Below are 18832 nucleotides of genomic sequence, written 5' to 3' on the forward strand. Positions count from 1 at the left end.
ATCGCCATGGACGAAGGTCTACGCTTCGCGATTCGTGAAGGTGGCCGTACCGTTGGTGCTGGTGTTGTATCTAAGATCCTAGACTAATCTAAGATCTTCGCGGGGCTTCGGCCCCGCTGTTAAAGTTTTAGGCCACTAGTTCAATTGGTAGAGCGTCGGTCTCCAAAACCGAAAGTTGGGGGTTCGAGTCCCTCGTGGCCTGCCATTATTTAAGCTGATTGTCAGCTTGGAAAGGTTTCCCAAAGTTATGAGTGCTAATGCTAAAGCAGAACCAGTAGAGTTTCGTTTTGACGCGCTGAAGTGGCTAGTCGTTGTAGCTTTAGTTGCAGCTGGTGTAGTGGGGAACTCTTATTTTGCAGAGCAAGCTTTGTTGTATCGCGTTTTGGGTCTTGTGGCTCTGGCGGCCGCTGCTCTGTTTGTTGCTGTGAATACAGCAAAAGGCAACGCGTTTTACACCTTGTTGCAAGAGTCGCTGGTTGAAGTTCGTAAAGTTGTTTGGCCATCGCGACAGGAAACTAATCAGACCACGTTAATTGTGGTGGCAGTAGTTATTATTATGGGCATCTTGCTCTGGCTACTGGACACTTTCTTGGGCTGGTTGGCATCGCTGATCATAGGATAAAGGTGACCCATGGCAAAACGTTGGTATGTGGTTCACGCGTATTCAGGCTACGAAAAGAAAGTAGCTAATGCGCTTAAAGAGCGCGTAGAACTTCACGGTATGCAAGACCAGTTTGGCGACATTCTGGTTCCTACAGAAGAAGTTGTAGAAATGCGCGGCGGGCAGAAGCGTAAGTCCGAGCGCAAATTTTTCCCAGGTTATGTTTTGGTTCAGATGGAGTTGTCTGACGATTCTTGGCACTTGGTGAAAGATACTCCTCGAGTGATGGGTTTTATTGGCGGTAAAGCTGATCGCCCGGCGCCTATTACTGAGAAAGAAGCTGAAGCTATTTTGCAGCGAGTTGATGACTCGGTTGATAAGCCTAAGCCTAAGACTGTCTTTGAGCCAGGTGAAATGGTTCGAGTTATTGATGGTCCGTTCAACGACTTTAATGGTGTTGTTGAGGAAGTTAATTACGAGAAGAACAGGCTACAAGTTGCAGTTCTGATCTTCGGTCGTTCTACTCCGGTAGAGCTAGAGTTTGGTCAGGTGGAAAAAACCTAATCCAGACTGAGTTTAGTCTAGCGTGGCTAGGCAATGCGCCCTTTTCGCTGAAAAGTGAAAGGGGTTTTCGCGTCTCTACGGTTTTAGCGTAGCTAACGTAGGGTTTCGGGGAGCCAGAGACACTGTTATCGAGATTGCGATCTGGTAATAGTCGAGGCGTTTAACCCACTTTAAAGGAGTCTATTATGGCTAAGAAAGTAGAAGCTTATATTAAGCTACAGGTGCCTGCAGGCGGCGCCAACCCAAGTCCACCAGTTGGTCCAGCTTTGGGTCAGCACGGTGTGAACATCATGGAATTCTGTAAGGCGTTTAACGCACAAACTCAGAATTTGGAAAATGGTGCACCAGTTCCTGTTGTGATCAGTGTATATAACGATCGCAGCTTTACCTTCACTATGAAAACCCCACCGGCTTCTTACTTGCTTAAGAAAGCTGCTGGCATCAAGAGTGGTTCTGGCCGTCCTAACACTGAGAAAGTTGGTAAAGTTACCCGTGCTCAGTTGGAAGAGATTGCTACTGCTAAAGAACCAGATTTGACTGCTGCTGATATGGATGCTGCTGTACGTACCATCGCTGGTTCTGCACGCGCTATGGGTCTTGAAACTGAGGGTGTTGTGTAATGGCTAAGTTATCTAAGCGTCAAAAGCTGATCAAAGAAAAAGTAGATCCAGTTAAGCAGTACAGCATCGATGAGGCTGTAGCTCTGCTAAAAGAACTTTCTACTGTTAAGTTTTCTGAAACCGTAGATGCGGCTATCAACTTGGGTATCGACCCTCGTAAATCTGACCAGGCTGTTCGTGGTGCGACTTCATTGCCTCACGGTACCGGTAAAGATGTACGCGTTGCTGTATTTACCCAAGGCGCAAATGCAGATGCCGCTAAAGAAGCGGGTGCTGACATCGTTGGTATGGATGAGCTAGCTGCTGAAGTTAAAGCTGGCAAAATGGATTTCGACGTAGTTATCGCTGATCCAGCCGCCATGCGAGTAGTTGGTCAACTGGGTCAAATCTTAGGTCCTCGTGGTCTAATGCCTAACCCTAAGACTGGTACCGTAACTCCAGACGTAGCGACTGCCGTTAAAAATGCAAAAGCCGGTCAAGTGCGTTTCCGCGCTGACAAGGGCGGTATCATCCACGGTGGTATCGGTAAAGTTTCTTTCGAGGCTGGTGCGTTGAAAGAAAACTTAGAAGCTCTTATGGCTGACTTGAAGAAGGCTAAGCCAGCTTCTGCTAAAGGCGTATATTTGAAGAAGGTATCTCTGAGCACCACTATGGGCCCAGGTATTACCATCGACCAAGCTAGCCTAGATCTTTAATTTAGGCAGCTAAACAGAACTTTGGGGTCTGCTCTTTATTTTTAATAAAAGCAGGCCGTCAAAGACCGCAGGGGCCAAGCTACACATAGTGTTGTTAGGCTTAATCGAAGAGATTCGCCCCGCGCAGACGGTGTGACCCATTCAGTATTAGCTGGATTTGATCACCGGAAACTCCTCACATAAGTGAGGGTGAAGTAACGATTGAGTTATCAAAATCTAAACAGTTAATGTGACGATTTGATGTGCTTAATCAAATCCAGGAGAAATCTTGTGGCATTAGGACTCGAAGACAAAAAAGCGATTGTCGCTGAAGTCCAGGAAGCTGCTAAGTCTGCTCAGTCTGCAGTTGTCGCCGATTCACGCGGCGTAACTGTAACCGACATGACTGCATTGCGTAAGCTAGCACGTGAGAACGGCGTTTGGTTGAAAGTCGTTCGTAACACCCTAGCAAAGCGCGCTCTGGAAGGCACTGACTACGAATGTCTTAACGACAGTTTTGTAGGTCCTAGCATTATTGCATTTTCTAACGAGCACCCAGGTGCTGGTGCGCGAATTCTTAGTGATTTCGCCAAAGACAATGAAAAGCTAGAGCTGAAAACTGCGGCATTCGAAGGAGCGATTACTGACGTTGCGCTGTTGGCTAAGTTGCCAACATACGACGAGGCTATCTCTCAGTTGATGAGTGTTATGAAAGAAGCAGCTGCTGGCAAATTGGTTCGTACTATTGCGGCCATTCGCGACCAGAAAGAAGAGCAAGAAGCAGCTTAATTGGCTGTGTTGCTTAAACCGTTATTTTGAGCGCTTGCTCACTACTGAATATATAGGAATTGAAAAATGTCTCTATCTAAAGACGATATCATCAATGCCGTTGCTGAGATGTCTGTAAAGGACGTTGTTGAACTAATCGAAGCAATGGAAGAAAAGTTTGGCGTAACTGCTGCCGCTGCTGCTGTAGCTGTTGCTGGTGGCGACGCTGGTGGCGCTGCTGAAGAGAAGACTGAATTCGACGTAATTCTAACTTCTGCTGGCGACAAGAAAGTTAACGCTATTAAAGCTGTTCGCGGCTTGACTGGCCTAGGCTTGAAAGAAGCTAAAGCTCTAGTTGAAGGTGCTCCTGCTCCTGTTAAGGAAGGCGTATCTAAAGAAGACGCTGAAGAAGCTGTTAAAGCCCTGGAAGAAGCTGGCGCTTCTGCTGAACTTAAGTAATTCAGCATCCATGGGAAAAGTTCTAATTTCGTATTAGAACTTAAGGCTGGCGAGTGATTTAACTTGCCGGCCTTTTTCCGTTTTCAAAAAGCGGAATTTTTGTCGCAACTTTCTACGTGAATTGAAGATAAGTTCGACAAATTAAAAATGGGCTGTATGCCAGTTCGCAGAGGAAGCGGCATCAGTTGGACAAATTATTTGTATTTAGGTTTCAGTACAAGCTCTCTACGACGAATGCGTAGATGACTTAGAGTGAAACGAGGCTTCATTAAGTGCAAATAACTTGTGCAATTGATTGCGCAAACAGCAGTCCAGATTGCAAATGAACTTTGCAATATGTAGTACCGAGCAGCTGTAAACAGCTGCGGGCAATAACCACGCAAACAAAAGGAGCTGAATGCTCCTGAGACTGTAAAGTCGACTACAAGCTGGGGAATATAGATGGCTTACTCATATACTGAGAAAAAACGTATCCGTAAGGATTTCGGCAAGTTGCCGCCCGTCATGGACGTCCCTTTCCTCCTGGCGATCCAATTGGATTCCTATAGAAAGTTCACTCAGGCTGGTGTTTCTCCTGAAGCACGCCTGGATTATGGTTTGCATGCGGCCTTTAAGTCCGTATTTCCGATCGTTAGCTACTCCGGCAATGCTGCGCTGGAATATGTTAGCTACGTTTTAGGTAAGCCTGCCTTTGATGTAGGTGAGTGTGTCCTTCGTGGCGTTACTTACGCTGTGCCTTTGCGCGTAAAAGTTCGCCTAATCATTTATGATAAAGAGTCTTCAAATAAGACTATTAAGGACATCAAAGAACAAGAAGTCTACATGGGTGAAATCCCATTGATGACTGATAACGGTACTTTTGTAATTAATGGTACCGAGCGAGTGATTGTATCTCAGTTGCACCGCTCTCCAGGTGTATTCTTCGATCACGATAAAGGTAAGACTCATAGCTCTGGTAAGTTGTTGTACTCCGCACGAGTTATCCCTTACCGCGGTTCATGGTTGGACTTCGAGTTTGACCCTAAAGATCTTGTATACGTACGTATCGATCGTCGTCGTAAGTTGCCAGCAAGCATTCTGTTGCGTGCTCTTGGTTATACCACTGAGCAGATGCTGGAAATGTTTTTCGATACCAGTAGCTTTAGCCACCTAGAAGCTGAAAGTGCTCGCCTAGAGTTGGTGCCATCTCGTTTGCGTGGTGATGTGGCTACTTTCGATATCAAAGACAATGATGGCAACTTAGTTGTAGAAGAAGGTCGTCGTATTACGGCTCGTCACATTCGTCAGTTAGAAAAAGCTGGCGTAACCGAGCTAGAAGTGCCTCGTTCTTACATGTTAGGCCGTGCACTAGCGCGTGACATTGCTGATCCAAATACTGGTGAGTTACTGTTTGAATGTAACACTGAAATTACCGAAGAAGTATTAGACGGTTTGGTAGAGGCGGGCATTCAGGATCTAATGACCCTTTACACTAATGAGCTGGACTGCGGTCCGTTCATGTCTGACACCATGCGCGTAGATCCAACTCGCACTGAGTTGGAAGCTCTCGTAGAAATCTACCGCATGATGCGCCCAGGTGAGCCGCCGACAAAAGAATCAGCTGAGGCCTTGTTCCAGAACTTGTTCTTCAGTCAAGAGCGCTATGATCTTTCTGCGGTTGGTCGCATGAAGTTCAACCGTCGCCTGTCGCGTGAAGAAGAGACCGGTGAAGGTACTCTGTCGAACGAAGATATCGTAGACGTATTAAAGACCCTGATTTCCATTCGTAACGGTCAGGGTGTAGTGGATGATATCGATCACTTGGGTAACCGTCGTGTTCGTTCCGTTGGTGAAATGGCCGAAAACCAATTCCGTGTAGGTTTGGTTCGTGTAGAACGCGCTGTAAAAGAGCGTCTATCCATGGCCGAAGCTGAAGGCCTAATGCCTCAGGATTTGATCAATGCTAAGCCTGTTGCTGCGGCTGTTAAAGAGTTCTTTGGCTCTTCTCAGCTGTCTCAGTTTATGGATCAGAACAACCCGTTATCTGAGGTAACTCACAAGCGTCGTGTTTCTGCGCTTGGCCCAGGTGGTTTGACTCGTGAGCGTGCTGGTTTTGAGGTGCGAGATGTACACCCGACTCACTATGGTCGTGTATGTCCTATTGAAACACCTGAAGGTCCAAACATTGGTTTGATTAATTCTTTGGCAACTTATGCCCGCACTAACAGCTACGGCTTCTTAGAGAGCCCGTATCGTAAAGTGATTGATGGCGCAGTTACCGACGAGATTGAATACCTATCTGCAATTAACGAAGCTGAGCAATGTATTGCTCAGGTTTCTGCAGAGATGAACGATAAAGGTCAGCTGACCGAAGAGTTGGTTTCTGTTCGTCACCAAGGTGAATTTACCTTAAAGGCTCCAGAAGATGTTAACTACATGGACGTGTCTCCACGTCAGGTTGTATCTGTAGCAGCCTCACTGATTCCATTCCTTGAGCACGATGATGCGAACCGTGCATTGATGGGATCGAACATGCAACGTCAGGCGGTTCCAACCTTGAAGGCTGACAAGCCTCTTGTTGGTACCGGTATGGAGCGCACAGTAGCGCGTGACTCTGGTGTATGTGTCGTAGCCAAGCGTGGCGGTGTGATCGAGCGTGTTGATGCGGCTCGTATCGTTGTTAAAGCTAACAACGAAGAAACCGAAGCTGGCGATGCTGGTGTGGATATTTACAACCTCACCAAGTACACCCGCTCTAACCAGAACACTTGTATCAACCAGCGCCCGATCGTAAACGTTGGTGATCAAGTTGTTCGTGGCGACATTTTAGCTGATGGTCCATCGGTAGATTTGGGTGAGTTGGCGCTTGGTCAGAACATGCGTATCGCCTTTATGCCTTGGAATGGTTATAACTTTGAGGATTCGATCCTTGTAAGTGAGCGTGTTGTTAAAGAAGACCGCTTCACCACCATCCATATTCAAGAGCTAACTTGTATTGCTCGTGACACCAAGTTGGGCAGTGAAGAAATTACTGCAGATATTCCAAACGTTGGTGAAGGTGCGCTAAGCAAGTTGGATGAGTCCGGTATTGTTTACATCGGTGCCGAAGTTGGCCCTGGCGACATCTTAGTGGGTAAGGTGACTCCAAAAGGTGAAACCCAGCTAACTCCAGAAGAAAAGCTATTGCGTGCGATCTTTGGTGAAAAAGCCTCTGACGTTAAAGATACTTCGCTACGCGTACCAACTTCTACTAAGGGTACCGTAATCGATGTTCAGGTATTTACTCGCGACGGTCTAGAAAAAGATCAGCGTTCATTAGAGATCGAAAAGTCTCAGTTGGATGGCGTCCGTAAAGACTTGAACGAAGAGTATCGCATTGTTGAAGCGGCCACTATGGAGCGTTTACGCGCTGTATTGTTGGGCCAAAAAGCTTCTGGCGGTAAAGACGTTAAGAAAGGCCAGGAAATCACAGACGAGCTGCTTGACGGAATGGAGCTTAGCCAGTGGTTCAAGATACGCATGGCAGACGATGTGCTTAACGAGCAGTTAGATCGTGCGGAAGAGCAATTGAAAGAGCGTCGTGCTGATCTAGATGAGCGTTTCGAAGATAAGAAACGCAAGCTGGAAACTGGCGATGACCTAGCTCCTGGCGTATTGAAGATTGTTAAGGTTTACCTAGCGATTAAGCGTCGCATCCAGCCTGGTGACAAGATGGCTGGTCGTCACGGTAACAAGGGTGTGATCTCCGTGATCATGCCAGTTGAAGATATGCCTTACGATGAGCATGGCCAGCCAGTTGATATCGTATTGAACCCACTTGGTGTTCCTTCTCGAATGAACGTTGGTCAGGTGCTAGAAATGCACTTGGGCATGGCGGCTCGTGGTCTTGGTGACAAGATTAACGTGATGCTTGAAGAGCAGCGTAAAGTCGCTGAAGTACGCAGCTTCCTAGAAGATGTTTACAACAAGACTGGCGATATCAAAGGTAAGGAAGATTTGGATTCCTTCAATGACCAACAGGTTATGGAGCTGGCGCAAAATCTGCGTGAAGGTGTGCCGATGGCTACCCCAGCTTTTGATGGCGCTAAAGAATCTGAAATTAAGTCCTTGTTGACCTTGGCTGATCTATCCGACACCGGTCAGACTCAGTTGTACGATGGCCGCACAGGTGATGCCTTCCAGCGTCACACCACTGTTGGCTACATGTACATGCTGAAGTTGAACCACTTGGTAGACGATAAGATGCACGCTCGTTCGACTGGTTCTTACAGCTTGGTTACTCAGCAGCCGCTGGGTGGTAAAGCTCAGTTCGGTGGTCAGCGTTTCGGTGAGATGGAGGTATGGGCACTAGAAGCATATGGTGCTGCTTACACCCTGCAGGAAATGCTAACCGTTAAGTCCGATGACGTGGCTGGCCGTACTAAGATGTATAAGAACATCGTTGATGGTGACCATCGTATGGAGCCAGGTATGCCAGAGTCGTTTAACGTACTGGTTAAAGAAATCCGTTCCTTGGGTATCAACATGGAGCTGGAAGAAGACAAGTAATTGTCCCAGCTCGCCGGGCCCCGCCCGGCACCTAAGTTAAAAATTTGCTGCAACAGGGTTTGTCCTCGCTAAGGGCAAACCAACTAACTGGAGATAGCGCCTTGAAAGACTTACTTAACTTACTGAAGTCCCAAGGACAGAGCGAAGAGTTTGACGCCGTCCGTATTGGTCTGGCCTCGCCTGAGATGATTCGCTCTTGGTCATTTGGTGAAGTAAAAAAGCCAGAGACAATTAATTACCGAACCTTTAAGCCTGAGCGCGAAGGTTTGTTCTGTGCCAAGATTTTTGGCCCAGTAAAAGACTATGAGTGCTTGTGTGGTAAATACAAGCGCATGAAGCACCGCGGTATTATCTGTGAGAAGTGTGGTGTTGAAGTAACCTTGGCAAAGGTTCGTCGTGAGCGTATGGGTCACATCGAACTAGCGAGCCCGGTTGCTCATATTTGGTTCTTGAAATCACTGCCTAGCCGTATTGGTTTGTTGTTGGATATGACGTTGCGTAACATTGAGCGCGTGTTGTATTTCGAATCTTACGTGGTAACTGATCCTGGCATGACTACCTTAGAAAAGGGTGCTTTGCTTACAGATGAGCAGTACTTCGAAGCGATGGAAGAATTCGGTGATGAATTCGAAGCCAAGATGGGTGCGGAAGCTATTCAAGAGTTGATGAAAGACATCGACCTAGAGGCTGAAGTTCAGCACTTGCGCGAAGAGATTCCAGCGACCAATTCTGAGACCAAGATCAAGAAGCTTTCTAAGCGTTTAAAGCTATTGGAAGCCTTCTACAATTCGGGTAACAAACCTGAGTGGATGGTAATGGAAGCTCTGCCGGTTCTACCGCCAGATCTACGTCCATTGGTTCCTCTAGACGGTGGTCGTTTCGCGACTTCCGACTTGAACGATCTTTACCGTCGTGTGATTAACCGTAACAATCGTTTGAAGCGTCTTCTAGACCTTAATGCTCCAGACATCATCGTGCGTAACGAGAAGCGTATGTTGCAAGAGTCTGTTGATGCGTTGTTGGATAACGGCCGTCGCGGTCGTGCGATCACTGGTTCTAACAAGCGCCCATTAAAATCTTTGGCCGACATGATCAAAGGTAAGCAGGGTCGTTTCCGTCAGAACTTGTTGGGTAAGCGTGTTGACTACTCGGGCCGTTCGGTAATTACCGTAGGTCCTCAGTTGCGTTTGCATCAGTGTGGTCTACCTAAGAAGATGGCTCTTGAGCTATTTAAGCCTTTCATTTTCTCTAAGCTAGAGTTGCGCGGTCTTGCGACAACGATTAAAGCTGCTAAGAAAATGGTTGAGCGTGAAGAGCCTGTTGTATGGGATATTCTTGACGAAGTAATTCGTGAGCACCCAGTGTTACTGAACCGTGCTCCGACTCTTCACCGTTTGGGTATCCAGGCCTTTGAGCCTGTATTGATTGAAGGTAAAGCGATTCAGCTGCACCCACTTGTTTGTGCGGCCTATAACGCTGACTTCGATGGTGACCAGATGGCGGTACACGTACCGCTGACATTGGAAGCGCAGCTAGAAGCTCGTGCTTTGATGATGTCTACCAACAACATTTTATCGCCAGCATCAGGTGAGCCGATCATTGTACCTTCTCAGGACGTTGTATTGGGCTTGTACTGGATGACTCGTGAGCGTGTAAACGGCAAAGGCGAAGGCATGGCTTTCGCGGATGTGCAGGAAGTTTCTCGCGCCTACTATGCTAAGCAGGTGGATTTACAGTCCCGTATCAAGGTTCGTATCAACGAGTCTATTATTGGTGAAGACGGTGAAACCACCGAGCGCACTTCTATTATCGACACCACAGTAGGTCGTGTTCTACTGTGGGAAATCGTGCCAGTAGGCCTGCCATTTGAAATGGTTAACAAGCCAATGGTTAAGAAGGCGATTTCTCGCATCATCAATGACAGCTACCGTATTGTTGGTTTGAAACCGACGGTAATCTTTGCTGACCAATTGATGTATATGGGTTATGACTTCTCTACCAAGTCTGGCTCTTCAATTGGTGTTAACGACTTTGCAATTCCTGATGAGAAGGCGGAGTTGATTGAGCGCGCTGAAGCTGAAGTAAAAGAAATTGAAACCCAGTACGCCTCTGGTTTGGTGACGGCGGGTGAGAAATACAACAAAGTTATCGATATCTGGTCTCGTGCGAACGATCTAGTTGCGAAATCGATGATGGAAGGTATTTCTCAGGAATCCGTAATTAACCGTGATGGTGAGGAAGAGAAGCAAGATTCTTTCAACTCGGTTTATATGTACGCTGACTCTGGTGCTCGTGGTTCCCCGGCACAGATTCGTCAGTTGGCCGGTATGCGTGGTCTGATGGCTCGTCCAGACGGCTCGATTATTGAGACTCCAATTACGGCGAACTTCCGTGAAGGTCTAAACGTACTGCAGTACTTTATTTCTACTCACGGTGCTCGTAAAGGTTTGGCGGATACAGCATTGAAGACCGCGAACTCAGGTTACCTGACTCGTCGTCTAGTAGATGTTGCACAAGATTTGGTAGTAACTGAGCAAGATTGTGGTACCGACTTCGGTTTGACCATGGCGCCAGTTATTGAAGGTGGTGACATCATCGAATCATTGGGTGATCGTATTCTTGGTCGTGTTGTGGCCCAGGATGTTGTTCGTCCAGAAAGTGACGAGATTTTGGTTCCTGCTGGCACCATGATCGACGAGAGCTGGATCGAGCGCATTGAAGAAATGGGTATCGATGAGGTGATCGTTCGCTCTGCAATTACTTGTGAAACTCGCTACGGTATTTGCTCCCAGTGTTACGGTCGTGACTTGGCCCGTGGCCATCGCGCCAACCAGGGTGAGTCCATCGGTGTTATTGCCGCACAGTCGATCGGTGAGCCGGGTACCCAGCTAACCATGCGTACCTTCCACATTGGTGGTGCGGCATCGCGAGCTTCTGCGGTTGATAGTGTACAGGTTAAGCAAGAAGGTCTGGTTCGTCTGCACAACATTAAAACTGTTGTTCAGGAAAACGGTAACTTGGTTGCGGTATCTCGTTCCGGCGAGTTAGCCGTTGCTGAAAAAGAATCTGGTCGTGAGCGCGAGCGCTATAAGATTCCTTACGGTGCGGTAATTAGCGTACAGGACGGTTCTGAAGTAGACGGTGGCGCTATTGTTGCTAAATGGGATCCACACACGCACCCAATCGTAACCGAGGTAGCGGGTAAGGTATCTTTCTCCGGCTTTGAAGATGGTTTATCCGTACGTCGTCAGACTGATGACCTAACCGGATTGACCTCGATCGAAATTTTGGATCCTGCCGAGCGTCCTTCGGCGGGTAAAGACCTTAAGCCTGCCATCACCTTGGTTGATGAAGAAGGTAATGAGTTGTGCTTGGCTGGCACCAATGTTCCAGCACACTATGCACTACCTGCTAAGGCGATCTTGAGTTTGAACAATGGTGATAGCATCGGTATTGGTGATGTTATTGCACGTATTCCTCAGGAAGGTTCAAAGACTCGCGATATTACCGGTGGTCTACCTCGCGTAGCTGACCTGTTTGAAGCTCGAAAGCCTAAAGAGCCTTCAATCTTGGCAGAAATTACTGGTACGGTTTCCTTCGGTAAAGAAACTAAAGGTAAGCGTCGTTTGGTAATTACGCCTAACGATGGTCAGCCTTTGCCAGATGGTAGCACTCACTATGAGGCCTTGATTCCTAAGCATCGCCAGCTTGGCGTGTTTGAGGGTGAGCAGGTAACCAAAGGTGAAGTTGTAGCTGATGGCCCAAGTAATCCTCATGACATTCTACGTCTACAGGGTGTTGAGGCACTGGCGAACTACATTACTAACGAAATCCAGGACGTATACCGTCTACAGGGTGTAAAAATTAACGATAAGCACATTGAGGTGATTGTTCGCCAGATGTTGCGTAAAGTTGAAATTACCTCGATGGGCGACTCTACTTTCGTTAAGGGTGAGCAGGCCGAATATAACCGCGTGCTGGAAGAGAATGAGCGTTTGCGTGCTGAAGGCAAGCAGCCTGCACAGTTCGAGCGTTTGTTGTTGGGTATTACCAAGGCTTCCTTGGCAACCGAATCCTTCATCTCGGCGGCGTCGTTCCAGGAAACTACTCGCGTTCTTACCGAAGCGGCAGTTACCGGCAAGCGTGATGATCTGCGCGGCTTGAAGGAAAACGTTGTTGTAGGTCGTTTGATTCCTGCAGGTACAGGTTTAGCCTACCACTTGGATCGCCAGCGTAAGCGTCAAGCTGAAACTAGCGCGGTTGATAGTGTGAGTGCTGAAGATGTCGAAGCAGCATTGACTGAAGCTCTTAAATCCAGCGCGAGCTAAACGCTCCGCACGGATTTATTAGTCTGCAAAAAAGCCTCTGTTATGGAGGCTTTTTTGTGTTCAAACTATAGTGAAAATAACAATGAAGTTTGTGGTATCTAAAACTTTTGCTCTTGTACTGAGCTTTTTTCTAGCCTCTATTTCTTTGCATGCGAAGGCTAACCTCCAGCCTGCGTCTATTTTGGATTTGCCAGCAAAAGATAAATATCTGCTGGTGGCTGAAATGGAAACTGGGCGCCTATATGCCTTTGAAAAGGGCAGTGGTATGCGACTAAATAAAGTGGCTGAGTATCCCATCAGTATTGGCAAACAAGGTTATGACAAGCGCATAGAAGGTGATGCTAAGACCCCTATTGGCGTTTATCGTGTGACCAGTTATTTGACCGATGCCCAGCTGGATGATTTTTATGGCAGGGCTGCTTTTCCACTGAACTATCCAAACGCTTGGGATCGCTTGAATGGCTATACTGGATCAGGCATATGGCTGCATGGCGAGCCGACCGATAAAAAGACTCGCCCGCTACGCGATAGTGATGGCTGCATTGTCTTGTCCAATGAAGATATTTTTAAGGTTCAAAAATATTTGGATGTTGGCTATACCAAAGTCGTATCTGTGCCAAAAGTTGAATGGAAAAACAGTAAAGATATTGCCCAAAGTCGAGCGGAGATAACTCAGGCAATTGATGGTTGGCGGAAAGACTGGATGTCAAAAAGTCATCGACGATATCTTAGCAATTACTCTAAAGAATTTAGCGATAGCGAGAAAAATTTCTCACAGTGGGATCGCTATAAGAAAAGGGTTAATGGCTCTAAACGCTTTATTAAAGTGAAATTGTCGGATCTGGGTTTGTATGCGTATCCCGGGCAAGAGAACTTGGTGATGGCTGAGTTTTATCAAGATTATCGTTCCAGCAACTACCGCTCTAAAGGTTGGAAGCGTCAGCTGTGGAAAAAAGAAAACGGTGAGTGGAAAATCGTCTTTGAAAAAGGCGGCTGATTTCAGTAAGAAAACGCACTCAATAAAAAAGCGGGCAATGCCCGCTTTTTTATTGAGTGGCTAATCGAAGTCTTTTATTCGCCGCTGCTTTCTTCTGTGTTTTCAGCTAAAGCCATGCGGCGTTTCTTTTGCTTTGGTACTTCTCGCACTAACCAGCGAACCAGGTCGGTCCACATGGTACTGATCTCGCCTTGGCTTGGCATAATGCCAGCGAAAGGTAGCTCTACCGTTAAGATCGGCACATCAAGCACCGAGCCACCATAATTGCCAAGGCTTCCTGGGTAGGTGCCTAGTCTGTGTAGCTGTAGCTTGCCAAGCTTTTGCGGTGGCTTTTGAGGGCCATCAAAGTCAATCAGTTTATGGGGAGCGTGAACCGAGATGATGGCATCCGGCTGAAACTCTTCTATTAGTTCAAGCAGCCATTTGGTCTCGATCTCGCTTGCCGCATAAGGTCCGGGATAGCGACGCTTATTTTTAAAGGTGCGGTTTTCCCAGTAATCCATCGCCTTTTCAGCCCAATCGGGTGTTGGGAAGTTACGGTTCAGATCCACGCCATTGTCGTTTTGTCGTTGAGACTTGCGACGTAATAAGCCGTCTGGGTTGGCAAGTGGGATAACTTTCCAGTCAAATAGGCCTGAGTGGTGCTGGTTCAGCTTATTCATCCATTTGAATAATACTGATACCGAAGCGTATTCATCCCCGTGAATGCCCCCCATGAGGATAATGCGGCCCTTGGGTGTGCGATTAGGCTTGGGGCCATAGTGGCGCACCGAAAGCGGGTAGCCTTTACTGCTGTGATAGCCTGAGGCGATAAGCTTCTGCTGGTCGCACTCTTTGATGCTAACGCTGCCTAGCTTGTTGCCTATGTCCTGGCATAGCTTTTCAACGCTTAGCTGAGGCTTCTGGGCTGTTTGAGTGTTTTGGTCTTGGCTGAGTGCGCTATGACTGGCCATAAGGCTCAGGCTTAATACACAAAGTTTGGAAATCCATGGTTTTAAGGGTTGGTACATATAAGGTCTAGCTCTTATTTTCCTTTAAACGGCCATCTATGGCTCTTTAATAAGAAATGATAGCAAAAGCCTCCTAATAATGCTGCCTTTAGTGGGGCAATCTATTATTATCTATAGATGGTTGACCTTTGAGCAATTGCTCCGTACAATTCGCATCCCCCTAAAAAGGGGGAGTATTTTTTATTCACAAAACCTTCATATGAAGGTGATTAACTGGAGTCATTTTTTCATGGCAACGATCAACCAATTGGTTCGTAAGCCTAGAAAACGTAAAGTGCAAAAGAGCGACGTACCTGCCTTGCAGGCAAACCCACAGAAACGTGGTGTTTGTACTCGTGTCTACACTACTACACCTAAGAAGCCAAACTCAGCATTGCGTAAGGTTTGCCGTGTGCGCCTAACTAATGGTTTTGAGGTTACTTCTTACATCGGTGGTGAAGGTCACAACTTGCAAGAGCACAGTGTTGTACTGATCCGTGGCGGTCGAGTTAAAGACTTGCCTGGTGTACGTTACCACACTGTTCGCGGTTCGTTGGACACCTCAGGTGTTAACGATCGTAAGCAAGGTCGCTCTAAGTACGGTACTAAGCGTCCTAAGTAATAGGCCGTACTCTGTACCCTCGTTTTCGGCTTGCTATTAAGTGAACCGAGTAAGGCTAAGCACACTCAGGATAGGCGATTGCAGTGGTGACACTGGCCAATCAAGAGTAATGAGAGTGTTGTCTTAGAAACCCTGAAGATAGAGGCGATTTAAAATGCCAAGAAGAAGAGTTGTCGCTAAGCGTGAAGTGCTGCCCGATCCTAAGTTCGGCAACGTCACCCTAGCGAAGTTCATGAACATGGTCATGATCAGCGGTAAGAAATCTGTCGCTGAGCGCATCGTTTACGGTGCTCTAGACTCTGTTCAAGAAAAGCTAAACAAAGACCCACTAGAGGTTTTTGACGAAGCTTTAGATAACATTGCACCTTTAGTTGAAGTTAAGTCCCGCCGTGTTGGTGGTGCTACTTACCAGGTGCCTGTAGAAGTACGTCCTGCCCGTCGTCAAGCTTTGGCTATGCGTTGGTTGGTAGAGTACTCCCGCGGTCGCGGCGAGAAGTCTATGCCACAGCGTTTGGCTGGTGAGCTGATCGATGCTTCCCAAGGCAAGGGTGCTGCAGTTAAGAAGCGCGAAGACGTTCACCGTATGGCGGAAGCCAACAAGGCGTTCTCTCACTACCGCTTCTAATAGGGCATATTTGTTCTATTGCAGTGTTGAAAGGCAGCCCTATGGCTGCCTTTCATGCTTTAGGCAATCCCACCGATAGTTTGTAGATGTAAAACCTGAGGGGTAAAGCGGGCTTGTAGCTGCTGTTACTTTTGATGTTTTACCTTTAACGCCTGTCGTTAAATGTTATGTATTTTATCAACTTGAGGACTTAGTTGTGGCGCGTAAAACACCTATTTCACGCTATCGCAATATTGGTATCTGTGCCCACGTAGATGCGGGTAAGACAACCACTACCGAGCGTGTGCTGTTCTATACCGGCTTATCCCACAAAATTGGTGAGGTGCACGATGGTGCGGCGACCATGGATTGGATGGAGCAAGAGCAAGAGCGCGGCATTACTATCACCTCGGCTGCAACAACCTGCTTTTGGGCGGGAATGCAGCAGCAGTTTGATCAGCATCGCGTCAACATTATTGATACTCCTGGGCACGTAGACTTCACCATTGAGGTGGAGCGCTCTTTGCGTGTATTGGATGGTGCGGTAGTTGTATTGTGTGGCTCTTCTGGTGTTCAGCCGCAAACCGAAACGGTATGGCGCCAAGCGAATAAGTACGAAGTGCCTCGCATGGTGTTCGTCAACAAAATGGACCGTGCCGGTGCCGACTTCCAGATGGTGGTCGACCAGCTAAAAGAACGTCTAGGTGCTAACCCTGTGCCTCTGCAAATGACTATTGGTGCAGAAGATGAGTTTAAAGGCGTTGTCGACCTGGTGAAGATGAAGGCTATCTTGTGGAATGAAGCTGACCAAGGCATGACGTTCGAATATGGTGACATCCCAGCAGATATTCAGGATACCTGCGAGGAGATGCGCGAGTACTTGGTGGAATCTGCAGCTGAAGCCAATGAAGAGTTGATGGAGAAATACCTTGAAGAGGGTGAGCTAACCGAAGAAGAGATTAAATCGGCTATTCGCCAGCTAACCCTAGCTAACGAAATCGTCCCTGTATTGGGTGGCTCGGCCTTTAAAAATAAAGGTGTTCAGGCCATGCTGGATGCGGTAATCGAGTATCTTCCTTCACCGGAAGAAGTTAAGGCAATTGAAGGTACCTTGCTACACGATCCTGAAGCAGTGGAAACCCGTGAAGCAGACGATGATGCCCCATTTGCGGCCTTGGCCTTTAAGATTGCTACCGACCCATTCGTAGGTACATTGACTTTCTTCCGAGTTTATTCCGGTAAGTTGGAAAGCGGTACAGCGGTATACAACTCGGTAAAAGAAAAGCGCGAGCGTGTTGGTCGTATGGTGCAGATGCACTCCAATGACCGTCAGGAAATCAAAGAGGTGTTGGCGGGCGATATCGCTGCTGCGATTGGCCTTAAAGATGTGACTACAGGCGATACCTTGTGTTCTGAGCAGAGCAAAATCGTTCTAGAGCGCATGGAGTTTCCTGAGCCTGTTATTTCGGTGGCGGTAGAGCCGCGTACCAAGGCTGACCAAGAAAAAATGGGTGTTGCGCTGGGTAAGTTAGCCCAGGAGGATCCGTCTTTCCGTGTGCGTACCGATGAAGAAACCGGTCAAACCATTATTTCGGGTATGGGTGAGCTACACCTTGATATCCTAGTTGACCGTATGCGTCGTGAGTTCAGTGTTGAGGCGAATATTGGTAAGCCTCAGGTGGCATATCGCGAGCGCATTAAGAACATTTGTGAGATCGAAGGTAAGTTCGTTCGTCAATCAGGTGGCCGCGGTCAGTATGGTCACGTCTGGGTTAAGTTTGAACCTGCTGAAGATGAATCGGCTGAAGGGCTGGAATTTGTCAATGAAATTGTAGGCGGTACGGTTCCTAAGGAATACATCCCAGCGGTTAGCAAGGGTATTGAAGAGCAAATGCAAAATGGTGTGCTTGCTGGTTATCCATTACTGGGTCTTAAGGCTACTTTGTATGATGGTTCATTTCACGATGTTGACTCGAATGAAATGGCCTTTAAAATTGCCGGCTCTATGGCTACCAAGAAGCTTGCTCAAGAAGGTGGTGCGGCATTGCTTGAGCCTATGATGAAGGTTGAGGTGGTTACCCCTGAAGAGAACATGGGGGATGTGGTTGGTGATCTTAACCGGCGTCGCGGCCTGATTTTGGGTATGGACGAAAACCCAAGTGGCAAGGTAGTTAATGCCGAAGTGCCGTTGGCGGAAATGTTTGGCTATGCCACCGACTTGCGCTCTGCGACCCAGGGGCGTGCGACTTTTACCATGGAGTTTGCGAAATATTCCGAGGCGCCTTCTAATGTTGCCGATGAAATTATCGCCAAAATGGTAGCAGGCTCCTAGGCAGGAGCTCTTGCTGAACTCCTGCTGAGTATGGTTTTGCTCTATAAGGCTCTGATTGCTAGGGTTTTAGGGGCTAAGGGGCTGCTTTTTATCTTCGCTTGAGGGTAAAATGCCGCCTTTAATATTTTTGTTAAAAATTGAAGTTAATCTGTGCTGGTAACAGCGTATTTTTGAGAGGACACGTAAAGTGGCAAAAGAAACTTTTGAGCGTTCGAAACCCCATGTGAACGTAGGTACTATCGGTCACGTTGACCACGGTAAAACAACTCTGACTGCAGCTCTAACTCGCGTATGTGCGGAAGTTTGGGGCGGCGACGCTGTTGCATTCGACGGTATCGACAATGCACCAGAAGAGCGTGAGCGCGGTATTACCATCGCTACTTCACACGTTGAGTATGACTCTCCAAGCCGTCACTACGCACACGTAGACTGCCCAGGTCACGCCGACTACGTTAAGAACATGATTACTGGTGCTGCTCAGATGGACGGCGCTATCTTGGTATGTGGTGCGACTGATGGCCCTATGCCTCAGACTCGTGAGCACATCCTGTTGTCTCGTCAGGTAGGTGTACCTTACATCGTAGTATTCCTAAACAAAGCTGACTTGTTGGCTGAAGACTGTGGCGGCGTTGATTCTGAAGAATACGCTGAGATGCTAGAGTTGGTTGAAATGGAATTGCGTGAGCTATTGGAAACTTATGAGTTCCCAGGCGACGACACTCCAATCATCGCGGGTTCTGCGTTGAT

The 18832-nt window shown here is 47.6% G+C and carries 15 protein-coding genes and 1 tRNA gene; 15 read left to right on the plus strand and 1 reads right to left on the minus strand.

Translation table 11 applies throughout. The features are described 5' to 3' along the window. The 11 genes from Q1A08_RS21110 to Q1A08_RS21160 form a co-directional block, all read left to right on the plus strand. Positions 1-87, plus strand: an 87-nt coding sequence (locus tag Q1A08_RS21110; RefSeq protein WP_299776295.1) for a hypothetical protein, incomplete at its 5' end; no start/stop codon positions are given. Positions 88-129: 42 nt separating this feature from the next. Then, a tRNA-Trp gene (locus tag Q1A08_RS21115) sits at positions 130-205 on the plus strand. Positions 206-247: 42 nt separating this feature from the next. Further along, the gene (secE, locus tag Q1A08_RS21120; protein ID WP_299776385.1) at positions 248-622 is read left to right on the plus strand and encodes a preprotein translocase subunit SecE; all 375 of its coding nucleotides are present in this window, start codon (positions 248-250) and stop codon (positions 620-622) included. 9 nt (positions 623-631) lie between these two features. Further along, entirely contained in the window at positions 632-1165 is a 534-nt protein-coding gene (gene nusG / locus Q1A08_RS21125) for a transcription termination/antitermination protein NusG (protein WP_299776386.1), read from the plus strand. 185 nt (positions 1166-1350) lie between these two features. Then, complete coding sequence (gene rplK, locus Q1A08_RS21130) at positions 1351-1785, plus strand: 50S ribosomal protein L11 (protein ID WP_299776387.1); 435 nt, start codon at positions 1351-1353, stop codon at positions 1783-1785. After that, positions 1785-2480 carry a 50S ribosomal protein L1 gene (gene rplA / locus Q1A08_RS21135; RefSeq protein ID WP_299776388.1) on the plus strand — a complete coding sequence of 232 codons (696 nt, stop codon included), beginning with the start codon at positions 1785-1787 and terminating at the stop codon, positions 2478-2480. Before rplK ends, rplA begins: the two co-directional genes overlap by 1 nt. 270 nt (positions 2481-2750) lie before the next feature. Further along, a complete protein-coding gene (gene rplJ, locus Q1A08_RS21140; protein WP_299776389.1) occupies positions 2751-3248 on the plus strand; it encodes a 50S ribosomal protein L10 in 498 nt (165 codons plus the stop codon). Positions 3249-3314: 66 nt separating this feature from the next. Then, positions 3315-3686, plus strand: a complete 372-nt coding sequence (gene rplL / locus Q1A08_RS21145; protein WP_299776390.1) for a 50S ribosomal protein L7/L12 — start codon at positions 3315-3317, stop codon at positions 3684-3686. A 441-nt stretch (positions 3687-4127) separates the two neighbouring features. After that, entirely contained in the window at positions 4128-8213 is a 4086-nt protein-coding gene (gene rpoB / locus Q1A08_RS21150) for a DNA-directed RNA polymerase subunit beta (RefSeq protein WP_299776391.1), read from the plus strand. 101 nt (positions 8214-8314) lie between these two features. Continuing rightward, entirely contained in the window at positions 8315-12541 is a 4227-nt protein-coding gene (gene rpoC, locus Q1A08_RS21155) for a DNA-directed RNA polymerase subunit beta' (protein WP_299776392.1), read from the plus strand. Positions 12542-12623: 82 nt separating this feature from the next. After that, complete coding sequence (locus Q1A08_RS21160; RefSeq protein WP_299776393.1) at positions 12624-13538, plus strand: L,D-transpeptidase family protein; 915 nt, start codon at positions 12624-12626, stop codon at positions 13536-13538. 74 nt (positions 13539-13612) lie between these two features. Here Q1A08_RS21160 and Q1A08_RS21165 read toward each other — a convergent pair whose 3' ends face one another. Beyond that, positions 13613-14548: a M14 family murein peptide amidase A gene (locus tag Q1A08_RS21165; RefSeq protein ID WP_299776394.1), complete on the minus strand. Its 936-nt coding sequence runs from the start codon at positions 14546-14548 to the stop codon at positions 13613-13615. Between the two features lie 229 nt (positions 14549-14777). Here Q1A08_RS21165 and rpsL point away from each other — a divergent pair, with 229 nt between their 5' ends. From rpsL to Q1A08_RS21185, 4 genes are all read left to right on the plus strand, one after another. Continuing rightward, positions 14778-15149 (plus strand): 30S ribosomal protein S12, encoded by a 372-nt coding sequence (rpsL, locus tag Q1A08_RS21170; RefSeq protein WP_020211072.1) that lies wholly within the window; start codon positions 14778-14780, stop codon positions 15147-15149. 154 nt (positions 15150-15303) lie between these two features. Continuing rightward, positions 15304-15774, plus strand: coding sequence for a 30S ribosomal protein S7 (rpsG, locus tag Q1A08_RS21175; protein ID WP_299776395.1), 471 nt, complete (start codon positions 15304-15306; stop codon positions 15772-15774). A gap of 196 nt (positions 15775-15970) precedes the next feature. Next, the gene (fusA, locus tag Q1A08_RS21180) at positions 15971-18085 is read left to right on the plus strand and encodes an elongation factor G (RefSeq protein ID WP_299776396.1); all 2115 of its coding nucleotides are present in this window, start codon (positions 15971-15973) and stop codon (positions 18083-18085) included. A gap of 187 nt (positions 18086-18272) precedes the next feature. Then, the coding region (locus tag Q1A08_RS21185) for a GTP-binding protein (protein WP_299776397.1) at positions 18273-18832 on the plus strand (560 nt) is incomplete at its 3' end.

It is taken from the genome of uncultured Pseudoteredinibacter sp. (genome assembly GCF_947500695.1).
Lineage (GTDB): Bacteria > Pseudomonadota > Gammaproteobacteria > Pseudomonadales > Cellvibrionaceae > Pseudoteredinibacter.